At 39.1% G+C, this 24,583-nt stretch carries 23 protein-coding genes; 2 read left to right on the top strand and 21 right to left on the bottom strand.

From position 1 onward, the window contains the following. Positions 1-12 precede the first annotated feature (12 nt). Positions 13-741, top strand: a complete 729-nt coding sequence (locus H6A61_RS09940) for a LytR/AlgR family response regulator transcription factor (protein WP_204393286.1) — start codon at positions 13-15, stop codon at positions 739-741. 211 nt (positions 742-952) lie between these two features. Here H6A61_RS09940 and H6A61_RS09935 read toward each other — a convergent pair whose 3' ends face one another. Genes H6A61_RS09935 through H6A61_RS09925 form a run of 3 tightly spaced genes read right to left on the bottom strand, consistent with a single transcriptional unit; the run spans position 953 to position 3,679 of the window. Beyond that, a complete protein-coding gene (locus tag H6A61_RS09935) occupies positions 953-1,417 on the bottom strand; it encodes a C-GCAxxG-C-C family protein (RefSeq protein WP_154043585.1) in 465 nt (154 codons plus the stop codon). Between the two features lie 4 nt (positions 1,418-1,421). Continuing rightward, the gene (locus H6A61_RS09930) at positions 1,422-2,381 is read right to left on the bottom strand and encodes a D-2-hydroxyacid dehydrogenase (protein WP_204393284.1); all 960 of its coding nucleotides are present in this window, start codon (positions 2,379-2,381) and stop codon (positions 1,422-1,424) included. A gap of 23 nt (positions 2,382-2,404) precedes the next feature. Continuing rightward, on the bottom strand, positions 2,405-3,679 hold the full coding sequence (locus H6A61_RS09925) for a replication-associated recombination protein A (RefSeq protein WP_204393282.1): 1,275 nt from the start codon (positions 3,677-3,679) through the stop codon (positions 2,405-2,407). A gap of 538 nt (positions 3,680-4,217) precedes the next feature. Here H6A61_RS09925 and H6A61_RS09920 point away from each other — a divergent pair. Then, positions 4,218-5,957 carry a glutamine--tRNA ligase/YqeY domain fusion protein gene (locus H6A61_RS09920; RefSeq protein WP_154043588.1) on the top strand — a complete coding sequence of 580 codons (1,740 nt, stop codon included), beginning with the start codon at positions 4,218-4,220 and terminating at the stop codon, positions 5,955-5,957. Between the two features lie 91 nt (positions 5,958-6,048). On the opposite strand, the gene H6A61_RS09915 is transcribed toward H6A61_RS09920, so the two are convergent. From H6A61_RS09915 to H6A61_RS09830, 18 genes are all read right to left on the bottom strand, one after another. Continuing rightward, positions 6,049-7,233: a DUF418 domain-containing protein gene (locus H6A61_RS09915; RefSeq protein WP_239469175.1), complete on the bottom strand. Its 1,185-nt coding sequence runs from the start codon at positions 7,231-7,233 to the stop codon at positions 6,049-6,051. An 87-nt stretch (positions 7,234-7,320) separates the two neighbouring features. Further along, entirely contained in the window at positions 7,321-7,683 is a 363-nt protein-coding gene (secG, locus tag H6A61_RS09910; protein ID WP_154043589.1) for a preprotein translocase subunit SecG, read from the bottom strand. A 6-nt stretch (positions 7,684-7,689) separates the two neighbouring features. Further along, positions 7,690-8,526 carry a tetratricopeptide repeat protein gene (locus H6A61_RS09905; RefSeq protein ID WP_204393279.1) on the bottom strand — a complete coding sequence of 279 codons (837 nt, stop codon included), beginning with the start codon at positions 8,524-8,526 and terminating at the stop codon, positions 7,690-7,692. A gap of 12 nt (positions 8,527-8,538) precedes the next feature. Beyond that, positions 8,539-9,069, bottom strand: a complete 531-nt coding sequence (lptE, locus tag H6A61_RS09900; protein ID WP_204393277.1) for an LptE family protein — start codon at positions 9,067-9,069, stop codon at positions 8,539-8,541. Continuing rightward, positions 9,056-10,402 (bottom strand): sigma-54 interaction domain-containing protein, encoded by a 1,347-nt coding sequence (locus H6A61_RS09895; RefSeq protein ID WP_204393275.1) that lies wholly within the window; start codon positions 10,400-10,402, stop codon positions 9,056-9,058. The genes lptE and H6A61_RS09895 overlap by 14 nt, the downstream gene beginning before the upstream one ends. A 70-nt stretch (positions 10,403-10,472) precedes the next feature. Beyond that, positions 10,473-13,103 (bottom strand): DUF5686 and carboxypeptidase-like regulatory domain-containing protein, encoded by a 2,631-nt coding sequence (locus tag H6A61_RS09890; RefSeq protein WP_204393273.1) that lies wholly within the window; start codon positions 13,101-13,103, stop codon positions 10,473-10,475. 113 nt (positions 13,104-13,216) lie between these two features. Then, positions 13,217-13,909, bottom strand: coding sequence for a CDP-alcohol phosphatidyltransferase family protein (locus H6A61_RS09885; protein WP_204393271.1), 693 nt, complete (start codon positions 13,907-13,909; stop codon positions 13,217-13,219). Positions 13,910-13,956: 47 nt separating this feature from the next. Further along, the gene (locus H6A61_RS09880; protein WP_204393269.1) at positions 13,957-14,661 is read right to left on the bottom strand and encodes an IspD/TarI family cytidylyltransferase; all 705 of its coding nucleotides are present in this window, start codon (positions 14,659-14,661) and stop codon (positions 13,957-13,959) included. Continuing rightward, positions 14,658-15,593 (bottom strand): CDP-alcohol phosphatidyltransferase family protein, encoded by a 936-nt coding sequence (locus H6A61_RS09875; RefSeq protein WP_204393267.1) that lies wholly within the window; start codon positions 15,591-15,593, stop codon positions 14,658-14,660. Before H6A61_RS09875 ends, H6A61_RS09880 begins: the two co-directional genes overlap by 4 nt. A gap of 7 nt (positions 15,594-15,600) precedes the next feature. Beyond that, positions 15,601-16,593, bottom strand: a complete 993-nt coding sequence (locus H6A61_RS09870) for a lysylphosphatidylglycerol synthase transmembrane domain-containing protein (RefSeq protein WP_154043597.1) — start codon at positions 16,591-16,593, stop codon at positions 15,601-15,603. Beyond that, positions 16,583-17,677 carry a 4-hydroxythreonine-4-phosphate dehydrogenase PdxA gene (gene pdxA, locus H6A61_RS09865; RefSeq protein WP_204393265.1) on the bottom strand — a complete coding sequence of 365 codons (1,095 nt, stop codon included), beginning with the start codon at positions 17,675-17,677 and terminating at the stop codon, positions 16,583-16,585. Before pdxA ends, H6A61_RS09870 begins: the two co-directional genes overlap by 11 nt. A 24-nt stretch (positions 17,678-17,701) precedes the next feature. After that, positions 17,702-18,757 (bottom strand): DUF4837 family protein, encoded by a 1,056-nt coding sequence (locus tag H6A61_RS09860; protein WP_154043599.1) that lies wholly within the window; start codon positions 18,755-18,757, stop codon positions 17,702-17,704. A 20-nt stretch (positions 18,758-18,777) separates the two neighbouring features. Next, positions 18,778-19,821, bottom strand: coding sequence for a 23S rRNA (adenine(2503)-C(2))-methyltransferase RlmN (rlmN, locus tag H6A61_RS09855; RefSeq protein WP_204393319.1), 1,044 nt, complete (start codon positions 19,819-19,821; stop codon positions 18,778-18,780). A 777-nt stretch (positions 19,822-20,598) separates the two neighbouring features. Then, entirely contained in the window at positions 20,599-20,742 is a 144-nt protein-coding gene (locus H6A61_RS09850; RefSeq protein ID WP_204393263.1) for a hypothetical protein, read from the bottom strand. A 13-nt stretch (positions 20,743-20,755) separates the two neighbouring features. Next, positions 20,756-21,292 (bottom strand): hypothetical protein, encoded by a 537-nt coding sequence (locus H6A61_RS09845; RefSeq protein WP_204393261.1) that lies wholly within the window; start codon positions 21,290-21,292, stop codon positions 20,756-20,758. A gap of 4 nt (positions 21,293-21,296) precedes the next feature. Then, positions 21,297-21,533: a hypothetical protein gene (locus H6A61_RS09840; RefSeq protein WP_204393259.1), complete on the bottom strand. Its 237-nt coding sequence runs from the start codon at positions 21,531-21,533 to the stop codon at positions 21,297-21,299. Between the two features lie 93 nt (positions 21,534-21,626). Next, entirely contained in the window at positions 21,627-23,192 is a 1,566-nt protein-coding gene (locus tag H6A61_RS16185) for an ATP-binding protein (protein ID WP_204393257.1), read from the bottom strand. Between the two features lie 190 nt (positions 23,193-23,382). Further along, positions 23,383-24,354 carry a PDDEXK nuclease domain-containing protein gene (locus H6A61_RS09830; protein ID WP_204393255.1) on the bottom strand — a complete coding sequence of 324 codons (972 nt, stop codon included), beginning with the start codon at positions 24,352-24,354 and terminating at the stop codon, positions 23,383-23,385. Between the last annotated feature and the right edge of the window lie 229 nt (positions 24,355-24,583).

Genomic DNA, 24,583 nt, shown 5'->3' with positions numbered 1-24,583 from the left:
CACTATATAATTATGACTATAAGGTGCGCAATAATAGACGACGAGCCTCTGGCTTTGGGACTGATAGCAGGCTACGTCAAGAAAACGCCATCGCTTGAGTTGTGTGGGACTTATTCAAGTGCAGTACAGGCAATGAATGAACTGCCTAACAATCCGGTTGATCTTCTGTTCCTGGATATACAAATGCCGGACCTCAACGGACTGGAATTCTCAAAGATGGTTCCCGAAAGAACAAGGATAGTATTCACTACAGCTTTCGAACAGTATGCGATAGACGGATACAGAGCAAATGCACTCGACTATCTGCTGAAACCTATCAGCTATGCTGATTTCAGTGAGGCGGTGGGTAAGGCTATGGAATGGTTTAATTTGAAACTAAAAGCAGAAAGCGAAAAAACAAACTTTCAACCGGAAAGTTCTGAATATATTTACGTAAAAAGTGATTATAAGTTAATACAAATTGAGCTGGACAAAATACTATATATAGAAGGGCTGAAAGATTATGTGAAAATATATACAGAAGAAAATTCCCGTCCTATATTGTCGCTTATAAGCATGAAAGCACTGGAAGAAAGGCTTCCTGCTGAGCGTTTTTTACGTGTTCACCGTTCGTTCATAGTGCAAAAATCAAAAATAAAGATCATCGATAAAGGGCGTATTGTTTTCGGTAAAGAATACATTCCAATATCGGAAACTTACAAAACAATGCTACAGGATTATGTTAATAAACATATTATATAATAAATAAGTTTCATTTTCAACTTTTTTATTTATTTGCCTGGGAAAAAAGCTTTTATTTTTTTGTTTTTGCCAATAAAAAACATATATTTGCAAGTGAATAAAGAACAGAAGTTGTGAAACTTCTCATTTAAATAGTTTAGTTAAGTCTAGTTTAGTTTTTGTGTTGTGATACTCCTGACAATAGCGATTGGCGGGAGTATCTTTTTTATAGTCATTCTTTCACACCATAAATATAATCAGCCCATATACGCGCCGCAGTTTCAACCATCTTTGCACATGGACGCTTTGCATAATATGCGCTGGTACGAGCTTCAGGAGTAGATACTATAGGTTCTTTTTTTGACAATCCCAACAAATCAGAGCAACGTAAGGATCCGGTCTCTTCCTTGAACTTTGCAGCAAGTTCCTGAACCAGGGCGTATGTGGCAGCCTTACTTTCACGATCAGAACCTTTTGTAGCTCCTTTCTCAAGACCTGCCAGCATGAACAGTCCACAGGCCGCTCCACAAGTTTCACGCATACGGCCTATACCACCGCCAAATGCCGATGCCATTTTTAAAGCCTGCTCCTCTGTAAAGCCATACATATCAGCAAAGGCAGCTACTACAGACTGCGAGCAGTTATATCCTTCCTTAAATAGCGAAACAGCCTTTTCTATTCTTTCTTCTTTAGTCATATTCCTATCTGGCTACATTATTAATTATATTTCCTTCGATAAAACTCTTAAGATTTTTCACGGCAAGATCCATAAGTCTTACTCGTGCCTCGTATGTAGCCCAGGCTATATGCGGAGTGATAAAACAATTATCCAATCCCAACAACGGATTATCTTCACGCGGTGGTTCGTTTACCATTACATCAAGACCAGCTGCCTTGATACGACAAGTCCTAAGAGCCTCAGCCAGATCGTTTTCGTTTACCAGTCCTCCTCGACCAGTATTAATAAGTATGGCAGATTCCTTCATCAATGAAAGATGATAAGAATTCACAATTTCCGATGTTTCATTATTCAGAGGACAATGCAGGCTGACAATATCAGAGTTTCTGAATATATCGTCTATGGATTCTGCTTTTTCAATTCCTGCAGGCAACAAAGACTGTGGTTTGCTGGTATAAACAGTAACTTTCATACCAAATGCCAGAGCAATACGTGCAGTAGCCGAACCTGTATTACCGTATCCTACAATACCAATTTTTTTGCCACACAATTCCATAAGCGGACTATTGGTATATGAGAAATCGTTTTTCCTGCTCCATACACCCGAATGAGCTTCGTCGGCATAACGGCCTACACGATGCGTTATGTTGAGTATATGCGCGAATACCATTTGTGCAACCGACTCTGTACTATATGCCGGGATATTGGTAACTACAATACCAAGTTCCTTGGCTGCTTTTATATCAACCACGTTATATCCTGTAGCAAGTACCCCTACGTATTTCAGTTTTGGTAAAGAATGTAAAGCTGCAGAATCAACCACAGTCTTATTTGTTAAAATGGCATCCGCATCTGCTGCACGCTCCAGCAATTGATCAGCAGACGTTCTTTCATATACTTTCAGAGATCCTAATTTTTCAAGATTATCCCATGACAAATCACCAGGATTCATCGTAAATCCATCTAATACTACTATATTCATATCACTAAAAAATTATTGCATAATTAATCCTTAAATCTATCTCCCCAAAGCTGAGTCATTCTGTCCTTGAGTTTGGCTTCAGAAGGGTTGTCCTGAGAATGCCAGATACGCGTATCTTTCAAATCATCTGGTAAGAACTGTTGTTTTACAAAATTTCCCTTATAGGCATGTGCATATTTGTAATCCTTACCATAACCCAACTGCTTCATCAATTTAGTAGGAGCATTCCTCAGATGCAACGGTACAGGAAGGTTTCCTGTCTGACGTACCAGATCTATGGCGTAATTTATCCCTTCGTAAGCAGAGTTACTTTTCGGACTTGTAGCCAGATATACCGTAGCTTCAGCCAACGGAATACGACCTTCAGGCCAACCTATTTTCATTACGGCATCAAAGGCAGCATTAGCCAGCAACAATGCGTTTGGATTGGCCAGACCGATATCTTCGGAAGCAGATATCACAAGGCGTCTTGCTATGAAAGCCGGATCCTCTCCACCTTCTACCATTCGCGCAAGCCAATAGAGAGCACCATCCGGATCACTTCCGCGTATAGACTTGATGAATGCGGATATTATATCATAATGCATTTCACCTTCCTTATCGTAAGCAAGCGGATTCTGCTGAAGACGTTCCACTACTTTCTCGTCAGTAATCTCTACCGGAGTATCACTGTCTGCCTCTACTACAAGTTCCAATATGTTAAGCAACTTTCTTGCATCACCGCCTGAATATCTAAGCATGGCATCAGTTTCCTTCAACACTACTTTTCTCTCCTTCAATATAGTATCTTTTTCCACAGCCTTATGAAGGAGCTCCAGCAAGTCTTCCTTTTCCAACGATTTAAGGACATACAGCTGACACCTTGAAAGCAAAGGACGAATAACCTCAAAGGATGGATTTTCAGTAGTAGCACCAATAAGAGTAACTACTCCCCTTTCCACCGCTCCTAACAAAGAATCCTGCTGTGACTTGCTGAAACGATGTATTTCATCAATAAAAAGTATAGGACTCTGCTGCGAAAAGAAACGGTTGCTGCTTGCTTTTTCTATCACTTCGCGCACATCCTTCACTCCGGATGTAACGGCACTCAGTGTATAGAACGGCACCTCCAGCTTGTTTGCGATAATCTGTGCAAGTGTAGTCTTTCCTACTCCCGGAGGTCCCCACAATATAAATGAGGATATCCGCCCTGAGTCAATCATTTTACGGAGTACTGCCCCTTGACCTACCAAATGCTTTTGACCTATGTAATCATCCAATGATTTTGGACGTAAACGTTCTGCTAACGGTTGAGACATATATATTTGATTTTTCTACAAAAATACATAATTAGGTTGAAAGATGACAGGTAACTGCATAAAAAAAGGCCCTTTTCACAAAGAGCCTTTTTCAAGTTTTCAATAGGTATTAGTTTTTTTTTCTTAAGGTAAAAAGATTGTTTTCAGGATAACGTCACAAAGATGGGGGGATTTTTTGGATTGACCAAATAAAAAAAGATGTCATAAAACATATTTTACATTTTTATTTCTTATTCAGTACTATCCAAGGGCTTCTTACCCCACTTTTGTATAGCGACAAAGATAAGAACATTTAACTATAATACCAAAGATTATTATGTTAATTTTAAGATTTATACATAATATTTCCATAAATCAGTATTAACCGTGTAAAACATTTTTACTTTACATAAAATATCATCATAATTACCGTGCCACAGTAAACTTTTTAAATCGAAATGATAAAATTTCTTTCATTACAGAAAATGAATAAGTCAATAAAACACATTATTATATAAAAAGAAATGATTATTTTTGCGCATTATTATAAATAAGGACTATGACTGAAATAAAAGCTACAGAAGGTTCAGAAAAGAAAAGTCTGAACTTCATCGAACAAATCGTAGAGAAAGACTTGAAAGAAGGAAAGAACGACGGCAGAATACAAACACGTTTTCCGCCTGAGCCAAACGGATATCTTCACATAGGACATGCCAAAGCTATATGCATGGACTTCGGAATAGCTAAGAAATACGGAGGCGTATGTAACCTTCGTTTCGATGACACAAATCCTACAAAGGAAGATGTGGAATATGTAGAAGCTATCAAAGAAGACATCCAGTGGTTGGGATTCCAGTGGGGTAACGAATATTATGCTTCGGACTACTTCCAGCAATTATGGGACTTCGCCATCCAACTTATAAAAGAAGGCAAAGCATATATCGACGAACAATCATCTGAAGAAATAGCTGCACAAAAGGGTACTCCAACCCAACCGGGAACTAACAGTCCATACCGTGACCGTCCTATCGAGGAAAATCTTGACCTGTTCATGAAAATGAATAGCGGCGAAATAGAAGAAGGAAAGATGGTTCTGCGTGCAAAAATTGACATGGCAAACCCTAACATGCACTTCCGCGATCCTATCATTTACCGTGTGGTTAAAACTCCTCACCATCGTACAGGTGACAAATGGAAGGCATACCCGATGTATGACTTCGCTCACGGACAGAGTGACTACTTCGAAGGTGTGACTCACTCACTGTGTACACTGGAATTCGTTGTACACCGTCCGCTATACGACTTGTTTGTTGACTGGGTGAAGGAAGGCAAAGACCTTGATGACCACCGTCCACACCAGTATGAATTCAACAAGTTGAATCTGAGCTACACTCTTATGAGTAAGCGTAATCTTCTGACTTTGGTTAAGGAAGGTCTTGTAAACGGATGGGATGACCCACGTATGCCGACCATCTGCGGTTTCCGCCGTCGTGGTTACTCACCTGAGTCTATCAGAAACTTCGTTGATAAAATCGGATATACCACATACGATGCACTGAATGATTTCGCATTGCTTGAAAGTGCAGTACGCGAAGACTTGAATGCACGTTCTACACGTGTCTCAGCAGTTATCAACCCTGTAAAACTGATTATCACAAACTATCCTGAAGGCAAGGTAGAAGAGATGGAAGCCATCAACAATCCTGAAGATCCAAACTCAGGAACTCACACTATCGAATTCAGCCGCGAATTGTGGATGGAACGTGAAGACTTCATGGAAGATGCTCCTAAGAAATATTTCCGTATGACTCCGGGACAGGAAGTGAGACTTAAAAATGCTTACATCGTGAAATGTACAGGATGCAAGAAAGATGAAAACGGAAACATCACTGAGGTTTATGCAGAATATGATCCTAACACAAAGAGCGGAATGCCAGAAGCAAACCGTAAGGTAAAAGGTACACTGCACTGGGTAAGCTGCAACCACTGTCTGAAAGCTGAAGTTCGTCTGTACGACCGCTTGTGGAAGGTGGAAAATCCACGTGACGAAATGGCTGCCATCCGTGAGGCCAAGAACTGCTCACCTCTTGAAGCAATGAAGGAAATGATTAATCCTAACTCTCTGACAGTACTGAACGAATGTTATGTAGAGAAGTTCCTGGCAGATGCAAAACCATTGGATTATCTGCAGTTCCAGCGTATCGGCTATTTCAATGTAGATAAGGATTCTACTCCTGAACATCTGGTATTCAACAGAACAGTATCACTGAAAGACACTTGGAGTAAAATCAACAAGTAATAGTCAGTTGAGATAAAAATCAAAGAGTAATATCACCACCAAACAGGTAAATGATATTACTCTTTTTTTATTTTATGCAATCTGCAATATCCTATTTTTCCTTACCGATCCACGTAAGTCGGTGCCATATAGTTTCCAGAGGTCCACGCTTGAAATTTCTAAACCACCAATGAGCAAACAGAACCTGAAAAGTCAAAAACACAATACCTACAAGCAGACTACATGTTGTTCCGCACACTTTGTGCAATTCAAGTCCGTATCCGAAATATAGGAAGCTGCCGACTATAGACTGCGAAACATAATCCGTAAGACTCATCCTTCCATACGGAGCTAAAAGTTTCTGAACCTTTCCATCGCAAGTCCAATAAAGCAAAAGGAATGAAGCTACAATACACAGCATAAAGAAAAGGTTATACCACGAATTAAGAATAGTCTGCAACGACGAAAGCATAAACTTTATCTCTACCTGAGTATAGATAAACTCTTTCAGATAGTACATCAGTAAAGTTGCAGGCAAAGAAAGGCACAATACCTTAATCCAGAAAGTGCGTGATTTTTCAAGCTTCTCTTCCGACGATGCATCAAAATATCCCAGCCTTCCCAACAAAAGTCCTATCATAAACAAAGCGGCAGTCTGGAATACACGTCCGTAACACCACGCCCAGTTAAGACTAGCCAACTGTCCTGTGACGAGATTAACCTTAACCATCTCGCAAAACGATGTTCCGCCAAGCTGCGGATAAACATCACCTAGTGAGAAAATCATCTGTTCCGGATTTTCCATAGGATTAAATGCAGAATATACCACTTTAATACATTCCACCGGTTGAAGCATAAGGAATAGCGCCATTGCAAAAAGAGCCTTATTGTTCCAGTGTCTAACCGGGACCAGAACAAAACCAACAATAGCATAAAGCACTAGAATTTCTCCCGGAAAGAAAGCGGCATTAATAAATCCGAAGCCAAGAAGGAGCAAAAGTCGCCACATGTATCTGTTTCTGAAATCCTCCCCTCTTTTCTCCGTACTTCTACTTTGCAGATAAAAAGTAAATCCGAACAATAATGCAAAAATAGCATACGTCTTACCGGCAAAAGTGAAGAACATCATATCCCACAAACTCGTGTCAAGTGCCTTGATTGTTTCGCCAGAAGCTTCAGGAAACGAATAAAAATTAAAATGTTCGATATTATGCAGCAGCATTATCCCCATTACTGCAAATCCGCGCAATGCATCGATAGCAACATTACGTGTTTTTTCATTCTGTGTTTTCATCATATTATTAAACAAATAAAAAATGCCACCCACAAACTTTATAGGTTTATGAATGACATTATAATCTTAAATACTTGTACTCTGAAAATATTATTTTGCAGAATCACCTGTTGCAGGAGCAGCAGCCGCAGCATCAGTCTGAGGAGCAGCAAAACCGGCAGGTGCATTCAAAGGATTAGTACTCTGTTCTTCTACAGCCTGTTTCATGATTACTGAAGAGTTTTCAGCAGAATGAGGTATTACATAAGCAGCTGCAATACTTACAACTACCATGAAAGCAGCAAGTCCCCAAGTAAGTTTTTCAATGAAATCAGTTGTTTTACGCACACCCATAATCTGGTTAGAAGATGCGAAACTAGAAGCCAAGCCTCCACCCTTAGAATTCTGTATCATTACAACAAAGCATAGTAACAATGCTGCAAGTACAATCAATACAATAAATAATAAATACATTTTCTTTTATTTTGATTTAGCGTTAATAATCAATCTCTCAAGGAATCTCATTTGGTCTGCAAAGTAAGCATTTTTTTTTGGATATTTCAAATTTAATTTTTTAATAATTTCCAATGCTTTATCATATCTTTGCTGTTTAACATAAATTTTAGCCAATGTTTCTGTCAGATAATTATCGTCACCGGTTTCATCGGCAGCTTCAGCACTACCATCCATTGCATCATCCACTGGGCCTGCATTATTATCATCATCAATTACTACCAGGTCTTCATCACTGAATTCATCCTTTTCATTTCCATTACCGACAGCATCCGTCATATTATTACCCGATGAAAGCATTCCTGATTCAGACTTTTCGATAAAATCATCTATCAAGGCCTGACCTTTTAGCGGAAGAGCTGTATTGTCAACTTCCTTTCTGCCATTTTCTGCTGAATTCAGCAACAGCAACGACGAATAATCCATAACAGAATCTACAGGTATTGACAGTTCTGACGACAATCCTTTATCGTTAGGAATCTCCGAAAGGAAACGGTTTATCAAATCAAGTGTCCTGTCATTAGCCACCTGCTTTTCTGACTCTTTATACTCAGATTTTGGGAAAGAGAAACTATTTCCTTCTACGAAATAAAACAGCACGCTCAAATCTGCAACATATAATGCACCGCGTCTTAACTCATCTTTAAAAGAAGGATGTTTTATCAGATAAAGATTCTTAATATATAGCAGCCAGGCTGTCTGGAAATACGGATAACGCAATATTATGGAACGTAACTCCTCCAGAGTATCATTCCCCATCAAATCCGGATTATTTATCCACTCATCCAATCTTTGCATTTCCATAATCAAACGAAATTACCAGTTAGCAACTGTAGCATTGAATATCTGTTCCACTATCTCGTCAATCATCTGATTAACCAATTCTTCCTGAACGGCAGACAACTGCTGTGTGGAATTATATTCACGGCTTGCAGAGAACTGCTGTTCGAAGTCTTCCGCATGATTAGTATTGTTCACAAATCGAACATTTACAGTCATCTTAAGCTCAGCCATCGTAGAATAACCGTCCGAACCTACACCCTTATTATATGCGTCATAGTTGGTTATCTCACCGGACAGCTGCAAGTCACCGTTCTGTCTCACTTGCTTGAGTCGGGTCTGCTGCATATATCTGTCCTGAAGCTCGGTATTGAACATAGATTCCATAGGGCCCCATACGAATGCGGCAGATCTGTTCGGGAAATTCTCGAACGATATAGTCTTTACCTTATCATAATTGATGGAAGATCCGTTAAATTTATAAGAGACAGTACATGACGCAAGAAAACATAACGACAGTACCAATACAGATGCGATATTAAATCTTGTTATTTTATTCAAGTCCATATTCTTTTATTTTTCTATACAATGTTCTTTCTGAAATCTTCAAGTCGTTGGCAGCATTCTTCCTCTTTCCGTTATGACGTTCCAGAGCCTTTTTTATCATCTCTTTTTCAACATCATCCAGAGAAAGATTTTCTTCCACATAAACCTCCGTGTCATGATAATCCGAATCCGTATGTTTTACAGACACGTTAGAAACAGGAGTTATAGAAGAAACCTTATTTACCGGCTGAATCTGGCTCACTGGCTGTATCTGGCTCACCTGCGGATATTGCTGAACCTGCGGCATGACCATCGGCACATCGCTAATGACATCAAGTGTAGGATTCTGAAGGAAATGAGAAGCGTTGTCAACCGGATGAGATACATGATGACCTGTTGCTTCACGTTCCGTCATTATCTCATGTACAAGTTTTTTCAGTTCCGTTACGTCACGACGCATATCAAACAGCACCTGATAAAGAATTTCTCTCTCACTTTCAAAACTCTTGTTTCCGGAATGTGCACCCTTACCTCCGACAAATGCCGGCAGCCTGGAACTGTTTCCCATATCTGGCAGATAAGTTGAAAGAATTTCAGGAGTAATATCCCTGTTGGTTTCTATGATAGAAATCTGTTCGGTAATATTTTTAAGCTGTCGGATGTTTCCCGGCCACGGATACTCCACAAGCATACGCTTAGCCTGTTCGTTAAGCTGTATGGAAGGCATACGGTATTTCTCTGCAAAGTCGGCTGCAAACTTCCTGAACAACAACGCTATATCATCAGGCCTCTCTCTCAAAGGCGGAACCTTAATGGGAACTGTATTCAATCGGTAATACAAATCCTCACGAAAGCGCCCTTCGGCTATGGCATCCGCAAAGTTTACGTTTGTAGCGGCAACAATTCTTACATCTGTCTTCTGAACCTTGGACGAACCTACCTTGATATATTCACCTGATTCAAGGACACGCAATAGTCTTGCCTGGGTTGACAATGGCAATTCTCCAACCTCATCCAGAAATATTGTTCCTCCGTTAGCTTCGGCAAAATAACCGTTTCTGTCGCTTATGGCACCGGTAAAAGCACCTTTCTCGTGTCCGAACAATTCCGAATCAATTGTACCTTCAGGTATAGCCCCACAGTTTACAGCAATATACGGTCCGTGTTTTCTGCGGCTGAACTGATGTATTATCTGCGGAAAACTCTCCTTACCAACTCCACTCTCACCTGTAACCAGTACCGACAAGTCCGTAGGTGCCACCTGCATAGCAATATCAATAGCCCTGTTAAGCCCCTCGGTATTACCTATAATACCAAAGCGTAACTTTATATTTTGAATATCCGACTTTACCATATTATAAAAAATTATCTGCCAAATTTACAAAATCTTTGGAAAGAATCAGTAAATATGGCAGAAAATTACTTTAGAACACTGTACGTATCATCAATCTCACACCCCACTTGTTGGCTGTAGGAAGATGATTATAGTTAAGACGTCTCACATATTCTATATGCAAAAGCTTGAATATATTGTGAATTCCGGCTGTTACCTCAACATACGGTACTTTAGGATCCATCACATAACTAGAATAATTATAATTACCTGTCCTATCATAATGTCCCGGGAACATCATCAGCATATCATCATTCTTGTTCTGCTCAAGGAAAGGATTGTTTTTATCCGTAAGCGTACCCCATAGGCACTTGACACCGATAAACTCACGCCATTTCAGTTTTTTGATCAAAGGTATGCGGTTGAAAAGTTTTCCCTGCATATTCCATGATACGTCAAGCGATGCGTAACGGTCGTTCAGGAACTCCATATTATTGATAAGGTTGAATGTTCCATCCTGTAAAATGTACGACAAGTTTGCAGCCGGCATTATCAGCAATGGGAAAGGAACCTTGTTCCACTGTATTCCACCTTTCAAATGTACGTCAAGATTACCCCACGAACTTAGCCAGAAACGCTTATAAGCTGTAGCTTCTGTCATATTATAAGTATAATCACTACCTAAAACACCTTTCAGACCTAATGTATGCTGCAACGTAAACACTGGTGCATCAAGATTGACAGGCAATCGTCTCTGTTTCGTATTTACGAAAGTCTCGCCCGGAGCGTACCTTAAAGTTAAAGATGCCTCCGTCACAGTTATATCGTGAGTATTGAAAGGCGACTGTACCCATTTCTGTCCGGATAACGAACCGTCTGCTATAGCAGTCTGCAATGCATTTTCGCCAGCCATTGTACGATAGAACAATTCACCACAAGGCTCATAATTGGCATATCTCAACATTGCTATTGTCTTGAAACCGAATTCACGTTCACGCTCATACTTGATAGTGGCCTTGCGTTCGTAGTTATACTGATCCACCTGACAAACCTTCAAGGCTGTAAACACATTATCCTTGTCTGCATTTATAAACTTATCGGACGGCAGCATATTGTCATACTGATAAGTAAACGTCATGGAATGTTTAGGGAACTCTCTTGGAAGATATTCCTTCTTGTCGAACGAATACTCCAACTCTCCCATATATTTTGACTTCTTATCTTTAAATCCGTATGCATAATATCCTTTCAGGAAAATATTAGGATGCAGATTAGCCGTAGTCTGTGCAGATGCACGCAATCGTAATCCGTCGATATAGTTCGATGTTATCATCGTATTTATCGGACCTATATCCACTTTACTGTCCTTGCTTGTCTCCACATAACTTTCAATCAAGGCCTTCAATCCGAACATTATATATTTGAATCCCTTAATCTTTGCCAAATCGTCAAGGAAGCTGCCCATACGTGTTTCCGATTCCGTAAGTTCCTCCTGTCTGTACTTTTTCCAGAATTCATCATCACGCATCATCGCGTTTACATCCTTTATTTCGGAGCCTTTCTTCTTGAACAATTTGTCAGGCAACGGTTCGAAAGAAAAATCAAAGTTACGTGTAGTCCTTCTCACCATGTACGACCCAAGGATTTTTTTCAGATATGACAATTCACAGAGCATATCATCTTCCATCAGCGACCATTCACCGGTAGGCAATTCTCCGAACTTCTGGTTGATGATCATATGATCTACGAAATTTATATCAGTCTTTTTCGGAAGATTCATATTACACTGTTTCACCCTATATGTAGAGTCGGCCAAAATATACAGATGACCTGTGAAACCGAAATCCTGAGAATTATTCGGCACGAACGTCAAATGGAAACACCTGTCGCGCTCCACATATACTGTATCCATTATGTAATATTTGTAAAACCTTATACCGGCATCCGATACAGGGCTGTCAAACGGATACTGCAAAAAGCGGAACCTGTCCTGATAAATATCAATATCCTGAAAAACATCCTTCAATACAGTAGTAAGCATGTCTCCAGTACTGAACAATTCGTTTATACCTCTTGACTCGATACCTTGTATTATAGTCTTTTCAGAATGTGGTTCCTTTCTATAAATCTTCTGCGAAACTGTTTCATCAACAGAAACCGGCAATATACGTTTCTGTGTCACATCACACATTTCCACCTGATCGCGCAGAAACGGATATTTTTTGAAAAGCCACGATTCTTTCAGCGAATCAGGAGTTATATCATTTACGGCAAGTGTTATTTTCTGGTACTTATTATAAAAATAATAGTCTTTATTCTCCAGATTGGTCTTTTCCTTCGAAGCTATAACCTTCTTCATCAATTCCACCGCCGGATTATTCTTTCTGGAATATTTCTCTTTTTTAGGCTTGACCACAACTTCGTCAAGAACCAGATCAGACTTCATGCTTACATTAAGCTCTGTCGTTTTTGACGAAACGGTTATATCCTGCCTGGTGTAGCCGACCATAGAGAATGTCAATTTGTTCCATCCGGAATGATATGGAATTGAATACTTACCGTCAATGTCGGTTATAGTTCCCACCCCCTTGCCATCATAGTATATGTTCAAATATGGGATAGGCTCACCGGTATCTGAATCTATAACAACCCCATGAATCTGAGCATATAATCCCAAAGCCCAAACCCACAAAGCTATCACAACGAGTAATCTTTTTACCATATTAATAAATATATTTTTGTATCTTATAAAACATAATCCGTAAATTATCGGAACAATAATGACCTATAAAGTCAGCCCAGTTATTTTTGTATCTAAAAAAACAGATATTCCAATTACTGTTTTTTATAAGGCTTTATAGGATCTTGTTCGGATAATATCTTCCTATCTTTACTGAACTGTATAAAGTAAGCAACAAACAGGAATACAGCTATAGCCAGACCTACAATATCGTAAACGCCAAAATGCTGACCGTAAACATCTACATTAATATCGGCCCAAGGAGTGTACATACATATTGTGTTGATTAAAATAATGACCAGTCTGAACTCTGTCGGACCAAAAGAACTGTATGTCAGACGAAACTCACCCTTTATTATAGTAACAATATATGTATATACTGACAACACCAGATAACCTGCCAAAACCAACAATGCCACATCAAGTCTGAACATAGGAGACAATCCTGCTCCTACACACATTATGCATATTGTTATGGCATCCAAAGAATGGTCAATGAAAAATCCATAAACAGGACGCTGCAAATTACGTACACGAGCCAATGTTCCATCCAAGCTGTCACCATACCAATTTAATACCATACCAAACGAAGCCAACCACAAATACATTATATTACTTGCTGCAAGCACACATCCCAAGGCATAAACCAAGGCACCCATAACACCCATGTAAGTTAAAAAATCCGATGTTACCCAACGTGGTTGACGCTGTGCCAACCATACCAATGCTACTTTTTCAGCCCTGTTAAGTATTGATGTCTGAATTCTTTTTGACTCTTCTTTTCCCATACCACTCTCTTTTAAATAAAAATCTTACTTTTTTCTTATATTATCATTTATCTAACACCTTGCGTCAAAAGTATCTCGAATATCTTCAAGTCTTCGGGATACGTCAGTTTCAAATTAAATCTGTCTCCATCAACCATATACAGCGGGGTATAATCCAATTGAGACATCAATATATAAAGTGATTGCGAAACCAGGCCTTTTTCATTTGCAGCATTCAGTGCCTTAGCCACACAACCCAACCTAAATGTTTGAGGGGTCTGTACCATAAACATTTTCTCCCTCAGAAAATGCCTTTCGGAAGAGATTCCGTCTTCACTATATAAATAAGACTCATTTCCTCTTACTACAGTAACGGCATTACCTCTTTCCATACATGATGTTATATTATCGGCTATTATCTTGTCTGTAATAAAAGGTCTGACCGACTCATGAACCAGAACTATATCATCTTTACTATAGCCATTGCCAAGCAAATATTCTATACCTTTTGATATTGACTCCTGACTATTGCTACCACCTTCAACTATAGCCTCAAGTTTTGTTATATTATATTTTAAAGCCAGCGCTTTAAGTTTATCAATCCATCCATTCAGACATACTACAATAATAACATCTATATCATTGCTTTGTTCAAATTTCAGCAAAGTATGAATTATGACAGGCATTCCCTGCAACTCCAGAAACTGTTTTGGAGTATCCTTATGCATCCTTCCTCCAGAACCTCCTGCCGTTACAAAAGCTATCTTTTTCATATATTTACATCTAAATGATAATCCTTATACATTTTCTTACAGAAACTTTCATGTCTGTATCTCATGTAGAAAAACAAGATATTAAGAACCGTTACTTCGAAAACGAAGAAAAACCATGGTTCTTTCACAAGAACAGAAATAAAAAGAACAAAAGCTCTGGTATCGAATGTAAGGATATTGGTATATTTCATCAATGGCTTACTGTTCCTTCTGTACTCATCTCTGAAATCAGAAGGTATATCCTCTCCTTTTTCCAACCATTTGCTTTCAACCCCACGCAACAGTTTCTGCAAAGAAGGCGACAAGCTTTCCTGACTTTTTGTATATTTTATATAGAAGAACAGATAAAGTTTTTCAAACCAGTCGGATTTCCAACTAAGGGATTTCATTTTTTTCACCTGAACAGATGACTTGTCAAACTCGGAATTTATATTGCCTTTCTGAAAAAACATGTGAATGTTTCTATAATAATCGGCAAGGGCACATTGCTTGCTGTGGCAAATGAAGCCTGAAAAAGCAGCCAACAACCATATATATATGCCCCATGTATCTGTTAGACGGAGACATATAAAGAAATATATTGAGAAGAACCATAAATCTCCGGCAAAACCATCCAAGACACGTCCCAACAAGCTCTTCTTGCCGGTCATTCTGGCCAACTGACCGTCGGCACAGTCATACCAGTTAGCCCAAATAAGCAGAAATATACCCAACAAAGCATGCTTCAGGTCGTCAAAGTAGAACATATATCCCGCCAGCATACCCAATATGATGGATATTATGGTGACTACATTAGGATGTACTCCCAACTTTTTAAAAAACAGAGCCCACAAATACCCACTTGAACGAGTAACGTATATTTCAAAAAATCCCTCTGTATCTTCTGATTTTAATGTTGATTTCAGTCCTTTCTTAAATGAAACTAAATCCATGGTCCTTTTATTTATTACCTATCTTCATCAATGCTATACCAATGATTACACACACCACTTCCCTAATTCTTATAAGAAGCGCCATGAATACGCCATAAGAATACGGGATAGACAGTAACGCAACAGACATCACAAACCCACCTTCGCGAGCACCGAGCTGCATTGGCGAAAAGAACATCAGATTGGCAAACAATGATGTAAACGCTAATATCAATATACTGTCGAAGAAACTTGCGTCTGTAGAGAATATCAACAAGATGATATATACCTCAAGACAAGATACGACTCTTGCTACAAATTCCAGTGACAATGAAGTAAAGAAAGTATATTTATTATTCCTATACAAATCCTTTATCTGATTGTCAATCTGCACAAAAGTTTCTTCTTTTCTCTCTATTAATCTGGTTATCTTGTTCTTTATAAAAGGCATACGCTGCAAAAAACGCATCAGTTTCATTACCATTCCCGAACGATATCCTTTTATAAAAAAGTAAATTCCTATCATACACGCCACAACAAAAATACTCATGATTATCACATAAGTCCTGTTTATCTGGTTATAGTATGACAATATATATATAAGCAGCGAGAACAGCCAAAAACAAAAGTGAGAGAAAATATGCATCATCGCATACAATATCACACTTGAAGATGCCTTTTCAATACCTACGTAGGGTTTCAACTCCATTATACGGTAAGGTTCGCCTCCCATCAGCCCAACCGGCGTGGTAGAGTTCAATGCAAAACCGGTAATGGTATATTTGAAGACTTTCAAAAAAGGAACTTTAACCCCATTCAACCCATTACAAATAATAGCATACCATGCTCCCGCATTTATAGCATATATAAACATCCATAGCAACAACAATACAGGAAACCATATACCGGCTTTTCTCAAGCATGACACTACATCCTCGTATGTCATGTCCATTCCAAAAAGCATTATTACTATGGCTACAACTCCTACTATGAAAAATATATTCCTAAACTTACTCTTCATATTCAGCGTCAAGTTTCAATTTATCGCTATCATCGCGTTTCTCGTAATACTGTTTGCGAAGCGGATTCGCACTTATCTCTCTCTCCATACATCTGTTACGGAATACGTCAATAGCAATATAAATAGCCTGACGAAACGCATCTTCCGAAGCAACCCCTTGTCCGGCAATATCATACGCCGTACCATGTGCCGGCGATGTCCTTACAATAGGCAAACCTGCTGTATAGTTCACTCCTTCATCCATGGCCAAAGCTTTGAATGGAGCCAATCCCTGGTCATGGTACATAGCCATGATACCATCGAAATGAGTAAAGTTACCCGACCCCATAAAACCATCTGCAGGGTAAGGGCCAAAACACTGTATTCCTTTTGCTTTCAGTTCTTCCATTGCCGGAATAATGACATCCTGTTCCTCTGTACCAAGAAGACCATTATCACCGGCATGAGGATTCAGTGAGAACACAGCAATGCGCGGACATCCTATTCCGAAATCCTGTTTCAACGATTTATGGAATATCTCTATTTTTTCTTCTATCAATTCCTTGGTAAGTATAGACGGGATTTCCCTTACAGGAACATGACCTGTAACCAAAGCCACCCTGAAATCATCCTTCATAAGAATCATTAACGACTTGTTGCCATCTCCCACACGCTCTTCAATATACTCAGTGTGACCAGGGAAATGGAATGTTTCGGACTGTATGGTGTGCTTGTTGATAGGAGCTGTCACCAGCACATCTATTCCACCCTCACGATAGTCGGCCAAAGCTCTTTCCAAAGCATCAAGCGCAGCTTTTCCTGCTTCTGCAGTAGGTTTGCCAAGCTCAACTTTGAGTTCCTCAGCAGTACAATTCAAAACATTCAGTCTGCCGTCCTGTATTTCCTTTGCAGAATTTATTATGCTGAAATTGGCAGAAATATCCATCGCCTTACGATGATATGCAGCCACTTTAGGCGAGCCGTACACTACCGGCGTACATAATTCCATCATTTCCGGTTCGGCAAAGGTTTTCAGTATAACCTCATAGCCTACTCCATTGATGTCACCGTGGGTGATTCCCACTCTTATTTTACGTCTTTCCATGTCTATACTTATTATGATATATACTTATTTTATAGAGTCGCCGGTTATTGTAATTTCTGTCACACCAGCCCCTATAGGCAATTCGAATACTTCTTTCTGTGCAGGTAATTTCAGAGTGTAAAGACATGCCTCAAGCTTGCGCATCAGGTCACGCTTCAATTTATCCGGTTTAAAGACAAAAGCCTCCACCACTATTACCCTAGCATTAGCTCTGTCAACCCTGACATGCGATACGAAAGGACCTCCCATAGCATCGTTTCTCATTTCCCACAATCCTCTGGCTTCGAATGCATAATCGCCTTTAACAGCTATGTTCTTTACATCCACAAAGATTGAGTCTGCTGTCTCCATATACATACCTTCCATTGACCCCGGTATGTTGATTTTCATTACAGAATCACGTTTGTTGATAAAATACTCCTTTGTAAACGTATTATTGTCCCTGAACGGATAAGAATACATCACGAAATTCATATCATTAAGATTGGTTGAAGCCCAGAAGAAATCCTTGCCCGTCTTGAACGAGTTCAGTTCATTAGGCATCCAGATATCACAGTCGAACAGGCTTCCCACCTTTGCCGAAATGGCAGCATTATGTTTCTCACGCAAAAGGTTTATCTGACGGTTCATTTCAGCACGTGTAAAGAAATCCACAATCACCTGTCCGTGCTTACTTACGTATTCATCAAATTCCTTCTGATTTGGCGACTGTATAGTCATTATCATCTGTGGAGAAGCGTATGCATCGCGCGTATACTTAAATTTGGTTTGAGTGTAAATATCCTGAATATCAGCTATTATGATATTTCTGAAAATACGCATCACACGGTCAAAATTCGCAGGACGGATACGTGAGATTCTGAACGAACGTTCCGCCTGAGGCAAGCCCGGCACATCTGTATCAAGCACATGATAGAGCGCACTGTCCGGACTCATCCAGCAATTATCGTCCGCTACAACCATCACTTCGTATGGTCTTCCGCTTGAAACCGGAGTAATAATACTTTTACCATCATTACGGCATGATGCCAACACGACAGCCAACATCACGAAGCTAAAATAAAAAGCAATACGTTTCATATTATCAATTTCTTATTGGTTTACACATTATTTTTCTCAGCCTGCTGCTTGGCAGTGGAAAGCATCCCACAAGCCGCAAATATATCCTCACCTCTTGAAGCCCTGATTGTAGCAAATACTCCATGTTGTGTCAGATAATCGCGGAACTGCACCATAGAGTCCATATCAGTACCTTCAAGATCCACATTCGGTATGGCATGAAAACGTATAAGATTCATTCTGCAATCCAGTCCCTTCAATATCTTGACAAGCTCCTTGGCGTATATCAGACTGTCATTTACCCCCTTGAACACTATATATTCAAACGAAAGACGTCTCTGCTTGCTGAAATCATACCGTTTCAATATCTCTATAATCTCCATTATGGAGAAAGCTTTCTCAGCAGGCATAAGCTCGCGTCTTTGTGCCGGAAAAGGAGAATGCAGGCTCACAGCCAGATGGCAGTCACTTTCTTCGAGGAATCTTTCAAGACCTTTCTTCAAGCCAACGGTAGAAACGGTTATTCTCTTCGGACTCCACGCATATCCATAATCAGCAGTGAGAATTTCCAAAGCCCTAAGTACTTCATTCAGATTATCAAAAGGCTCACCCATACCCATGAACACTACATTTGTCAATGTATCCCTCTCAGGAATGGAATAAATCTGATTAAGAATCTGTGCGGCTGTCAGGCTGTTGGTATATCCCTGCTTGCCTGTCATACAGAACTTACAGTTCATCTTACATCCCACTTGCGACGACACACACAATGTCGCCCTGTCATCGTCAGGTATATATACAGCCTCAATATAATCATTTTCCGGGGTACGGAATAAATATTTCACAGTTCCATCTACAGAACGCATTTCGTGTACCGGAGGAGTCGCCCCAACCTCATATTTATGCGACAAAAGTTCACGGTTTTTCAGTGACAGGTTTGTCATTTCATCTATTGAGGAAACTTTCTTTTCATACAGCCACGAAGCAATCTGTTTTGCGGTAAACTTTGGCATACCCAAATCCAAAACTACAGATTGAAGTTCGTTCAAAGTTTTACCCAAAAGTGGTGATTTTATATCAGTCATCATTCAGTTATATACAATTAGCGCACAAAGGTAGCTAAAAAATAGGACAAACCATCTATAATTATCCTAATAATGACTAATAACCGACATAATGAACAATATTATCCGACGAATTGACCAGTAAACCGGATATAATACGTGAAATAAAAGAACGAGTTATATTACAAGCCCTAAACACTATTTGAATACCATTTAACGCAGTTCACTAACTGTCCATTAGGTGTTTATCAACTGATCCAATAATTTCTGAATAGCCGTCACACAGATACCCGTTTCCTCTTTCATATCCGCAAGAGTCAGAGTGGACTGTGTACGCATAAGCGTTCAGTATCTTCAGTCCCTAAAAAGGTTATAACCTTACAACCTTTTTGGCATAATTTTCAAATCATCTTTCAGCGAACGGCCAGTGAACAATCAACGAACGACTGCTGAACAATCAGTAAACACGTCACCTTATTGTCTTTTCCTGGTTTTGGTAGACTGTTATAATCAAATCCTGTTCACTCTATGTTCACTAACCGTTCATTATGCGTTCACTAACCGGTATTGCAAACCCTTTGCAAAAGGTTTTAAACAGGTTTGCAAAACATACCTATTCTATTTTACTTATAAAGATTTTATTGTTCTTTAATCCACCCCCAAGTTGAGGGTGAATTGAAAATTTCAATTAATAATTTACGCAAGCAGAATTCTTCAAGAAGTACTGAATAACAGCAATTTGCTATTTTATATATTACAAATTTCTACAAGCAGAATTGCAAGCAGAAATTTCTACATTTACAGCATCATCTTCTGGATAATCATTTGTGTATTGGCATAAAAAGGCACATCAGTCTTACCCAAAACCGTAGTCGACAAAGTAGAAAGTTCTGCAAGATTATCCATAGGCACAAGCACAGTCTTTGCTCCATTTTCCGACAAGATTGAAACCTTGTCACTGAAATACCGCTATCCGTCCGTTTCCGGAAAGTTTATCAGCTATAAAGTTTCTTTGAGTTGGTTTATATCCATCTATAAGCCCAAACCAACGGTCAAGCAATTCTTTATTATATTCTTCGTATCTGTATTGATAAGGACGCAATAGTATTTCTTCCTGAAGCCATGCCACATACAGATGTCTTATGGCTGAATCCAAAGGAACAAAATGTGATTGATAATAAGTTGCCAGTTGAGAAACGGTATTGATTTCATAAAGCTTCTCATTCTTGAAGTCAAGCAATACCTTTACATCCTTCAACCATTCAGCCTTATATGCTTCTGCCTTCTTACTTTTAGTTCGATTGTCAATATATTGCTGAAATCCGATAATATATTCATTGTTCTCCAATGCAGCACTTAGTTGCTTGAAATACAGTCTGTCCAGCTCCATAAGACAATGATCCGGATGAGTATCCAATACAGACACTCCTTGAGGTATTTTATATTTCTCGATGTAATTCAGTAAAGGCTCCCTCATTGAATTACTGTCCACACACTTATAATAGATTTTCAAAAGTCTGTCTGAATACCACCTTCTTGCCAACACAGTCCTTTTCAGCTCTATACCTTGCTTCTATCTCGTCTATTTCCTCATTGCCAGTATTGATCACCACTACATCCGAAGGCAAATAATCCAACAGGAATCTGCCTTCTCCTAAAACATCTGTCACTACCACACGGTCATGAACAGCCAATACTTTATTTATATCGTTTTGAAACCATTTATCAATCATGATTTTCTATATTTAAAGCTTTATCTCTTTCATTTCTCTCTTTCAAAATCGATTTTATCTCTTTCTTTATTCACAATTTTGAAAGAGAGAATATTATTTCTTAAGCCTATATTTTGTCCATCTGTTTTTACCTGTAGATTCCAAAATACCTTCTTTTATCATATTATCCAATTGTTTCCACAATTTCTGATAACTAATCTCATCTCCTATTCTCTGCTGAATATCCCTTAAAGAAGCACATTCATATATTTTCAAGTCTTCGATAATTAATTCACGAAGTCTATAAGGTTCTATTCTTTTCAAGGATGTCTGTCCTTTATAACCACTTTCTTGAAGTATATGAGAACAAACCCGATATTCCTTTCCCTTCTTTCTACCTGAAGTTTCTACTATACCGTCATCCACTAACTTATCAAGCCAAGGAGAAAGCTCATCGCGGTTTTTCAGATTCAGCAATTTAATCAGATCTGCAGCCGAAAGACTTTCATGCTGTGCTATCAGTCCTAAACAGATAATCTGCTTCTGTCGGAGTTCCGTTACCTGCAAAGCATAGCGAATTACTTTGATGGCTTCCTGGCTGATAATGCGTCTTCCTACTATGGCCTTCACATAATCATCTCCTTCTTCCACTTTCGGAATCTGTTTTCCATTGGACAGAAGCACTTCATACATCTTGTCATATCCGGAACCTTCACGCTCCATCATTTGCAGAGCATAGCACAAATTGGCAAAATGCTCGTTTCTCTTCACTGTTTTATGAAGGATATTCTGTGGAGTTACTCCCAATGGCAATGCTCCCGGATTGACCACTTCAATCCTGTCCGGATGGATATTGATAAATATATCTCCTCTTACCGTATAAGGGCGGTGAACCAACGCATTACAGGTCAATTCTCTGACTACCGCTTCGTCATACGCAGGAATTTCCTTGCGGAACAGTCCGTCACTGATTTCATTGCTTTCCCTCCAAACAGGCACATTGTTCCATATCGCTTCAATGATTTCCTGAGGATTCTTGGTAAAGTCATCAATCAGGTATTTCCATACCTTATCACCATACTGGTCAAACTGAATACACTGCACCACAGGCGCATTCATCAGTCTGCCTCGTTGCGATTGGGTTCCGATAAAAAGCACTCCCAGGTTGGTCATTTTATCCGACTCTTCCACTGTCAGGAAATAATAATCCAACAGCTCCTTATCCTCTTTCTGTTTTACGAAATCTGACACACGGTTTGAATTCCGTAAATTATAAAGCAGCATATTTAATTTCTCCTTGTCAGCATCTTTCCAGCTCCATTTGCTTTCCTCGTCTTCCCAACGATAATAACCTTTTTCAGCAGAAAGGCGGGTTATGTCGTCTCCTGTAAGTGGCCTGCTTTCATCACTTACCCGTGTGAAATATTTACCGGAGGTAGTAGAAGCAGAAGAAGTTCCACGTGCTATATGCAGACGGATATATTGCCCACCGTTTTCATGCGTCAGGATCTCGACATGGGCAGACACATTATGTGTTTTACCATTTATTTTTTTCTCCAAGTTAATGGCAACATCTTCTGAGACTTTCTGGTCTGCCGGTGGTACATCCGCATCATCTTCTATGCCATAGTCTATCACGCCACCCTGTGCATTACTGAAAGCCACACAGTCTTTCGCCACTTCGTTCCAGTCTGCACTCTTTCCCGTAATCTCACGGAGAGATTTTTATCGTATAGTGAATTTTCCTCCATAATCTTTTCTTTTTAGTAATCATATTACCAGTCAGCATTCAAGTATTTTTTGAGCTGTCCAGAATTCAGCACCTCATAGCTCAACAATCCTGCCTTCTGCAAAGGAGCAATGTTCTTGCCTACACCGTCATCCAATTTCGGATCGTAACCGCTTGGATTTCTTTCAGTGAACGGTCAGTGAACGGTTGCCGAACTGTCTTAAATGGACCAGTCTTTAATTCAACCGCAACTAAAGATGAAAGTTCTCTATTGAAAAACAGCAAATCTATAATATGTATATGTCCTAAAGCTTCCACACGGAACTGATTTCCCACAAATGTAAAATCATGTCCGAAAGTCATTATAAAATTCTTAATATTCTGAACAATTTTATTCTCAACAATTCTTTCGTCCACATCCTCTATGTCTCTTGCACCAAGTTCCTCTACGTTAATAAAATCAAGCATATATTCATCCTTAAATGCCATTATAGCTCTCCTAGCCAACTCTGTTGTTGGCAGCTTAGCAATAAAATTATTAGTAAAGTTTCCTTGGTTGTGATAAAGGTCCTCCTTCATCATTTTTTTTAAAACATCAACTTTCAGATACTCTTTAGCACCCAATTTTATATAGAAAAAACGTTCTTCAACAGTCTTTACTTGTGATAATATGGCTATATGATGTGTAAAACCTATTCTGAAGAACTCCTCTATAGGAAAATCCTTAATTCTTGGCAGTTCTAACTGCCGAATATCTGTTTCAATATCTTCTTTATTATATACTGATTGTAATTCGGCAGTTCTAACTGCCGAATTTGCATCCAATATTTGCCACTCTTCATAAAAAGTACGCATGTTTTTTATATTACGTTCAGAGAAGCCTCTAAGTCCTGGAAGTTCAATCTGCAGTCTATGACTAATATACTTGATTGCACCAGTTCCCCAAAATCCATCACGTGAGTTTTTGGATATATAACGACCAATTGTGTAATACAAAAATAACTGCTCTTTGTTAACTAACTTAACAGCTTGATATTGACTCCTTAATATTGCTGTTTTAATTGACTGAACAGCTATTGAATATTTTGTTTCTAATAAATTATCGTCTTCCATAAATATTACTTTTAATAGCTAATATTAATCTGTGTCTATCTATATAAACTCCTATATTTGTCTTGCTTTAAGTTTATAAATATCGCTATAATCAGACTCCATTTTGAAATAAGTTATTTCTTTAAGTAACTAATCAAAATTAAGCAGCATTATGTTTAAGTTTAATTCCCAAGGTATCCCCGACAGCCGCCAATGCCCTATTGACGGTGTAAAAGAGATTGTCGCTACT

The organism is Bacteroides caecigallinarum (genome assembly GCF_016901995.1).
GTDB classification, from domain to species: domain Bacteria; phylum Bacteroidota; class Bacteroidia; order Bacteroidales; family Bacteroidaceae; genus Phocaeicola; species Phocaeicola cellulolyticus.
Note: the sequence above shows the minus strand (reverse complement) of the source record. Positions and strands in the feature narration are given on the sequence as shown.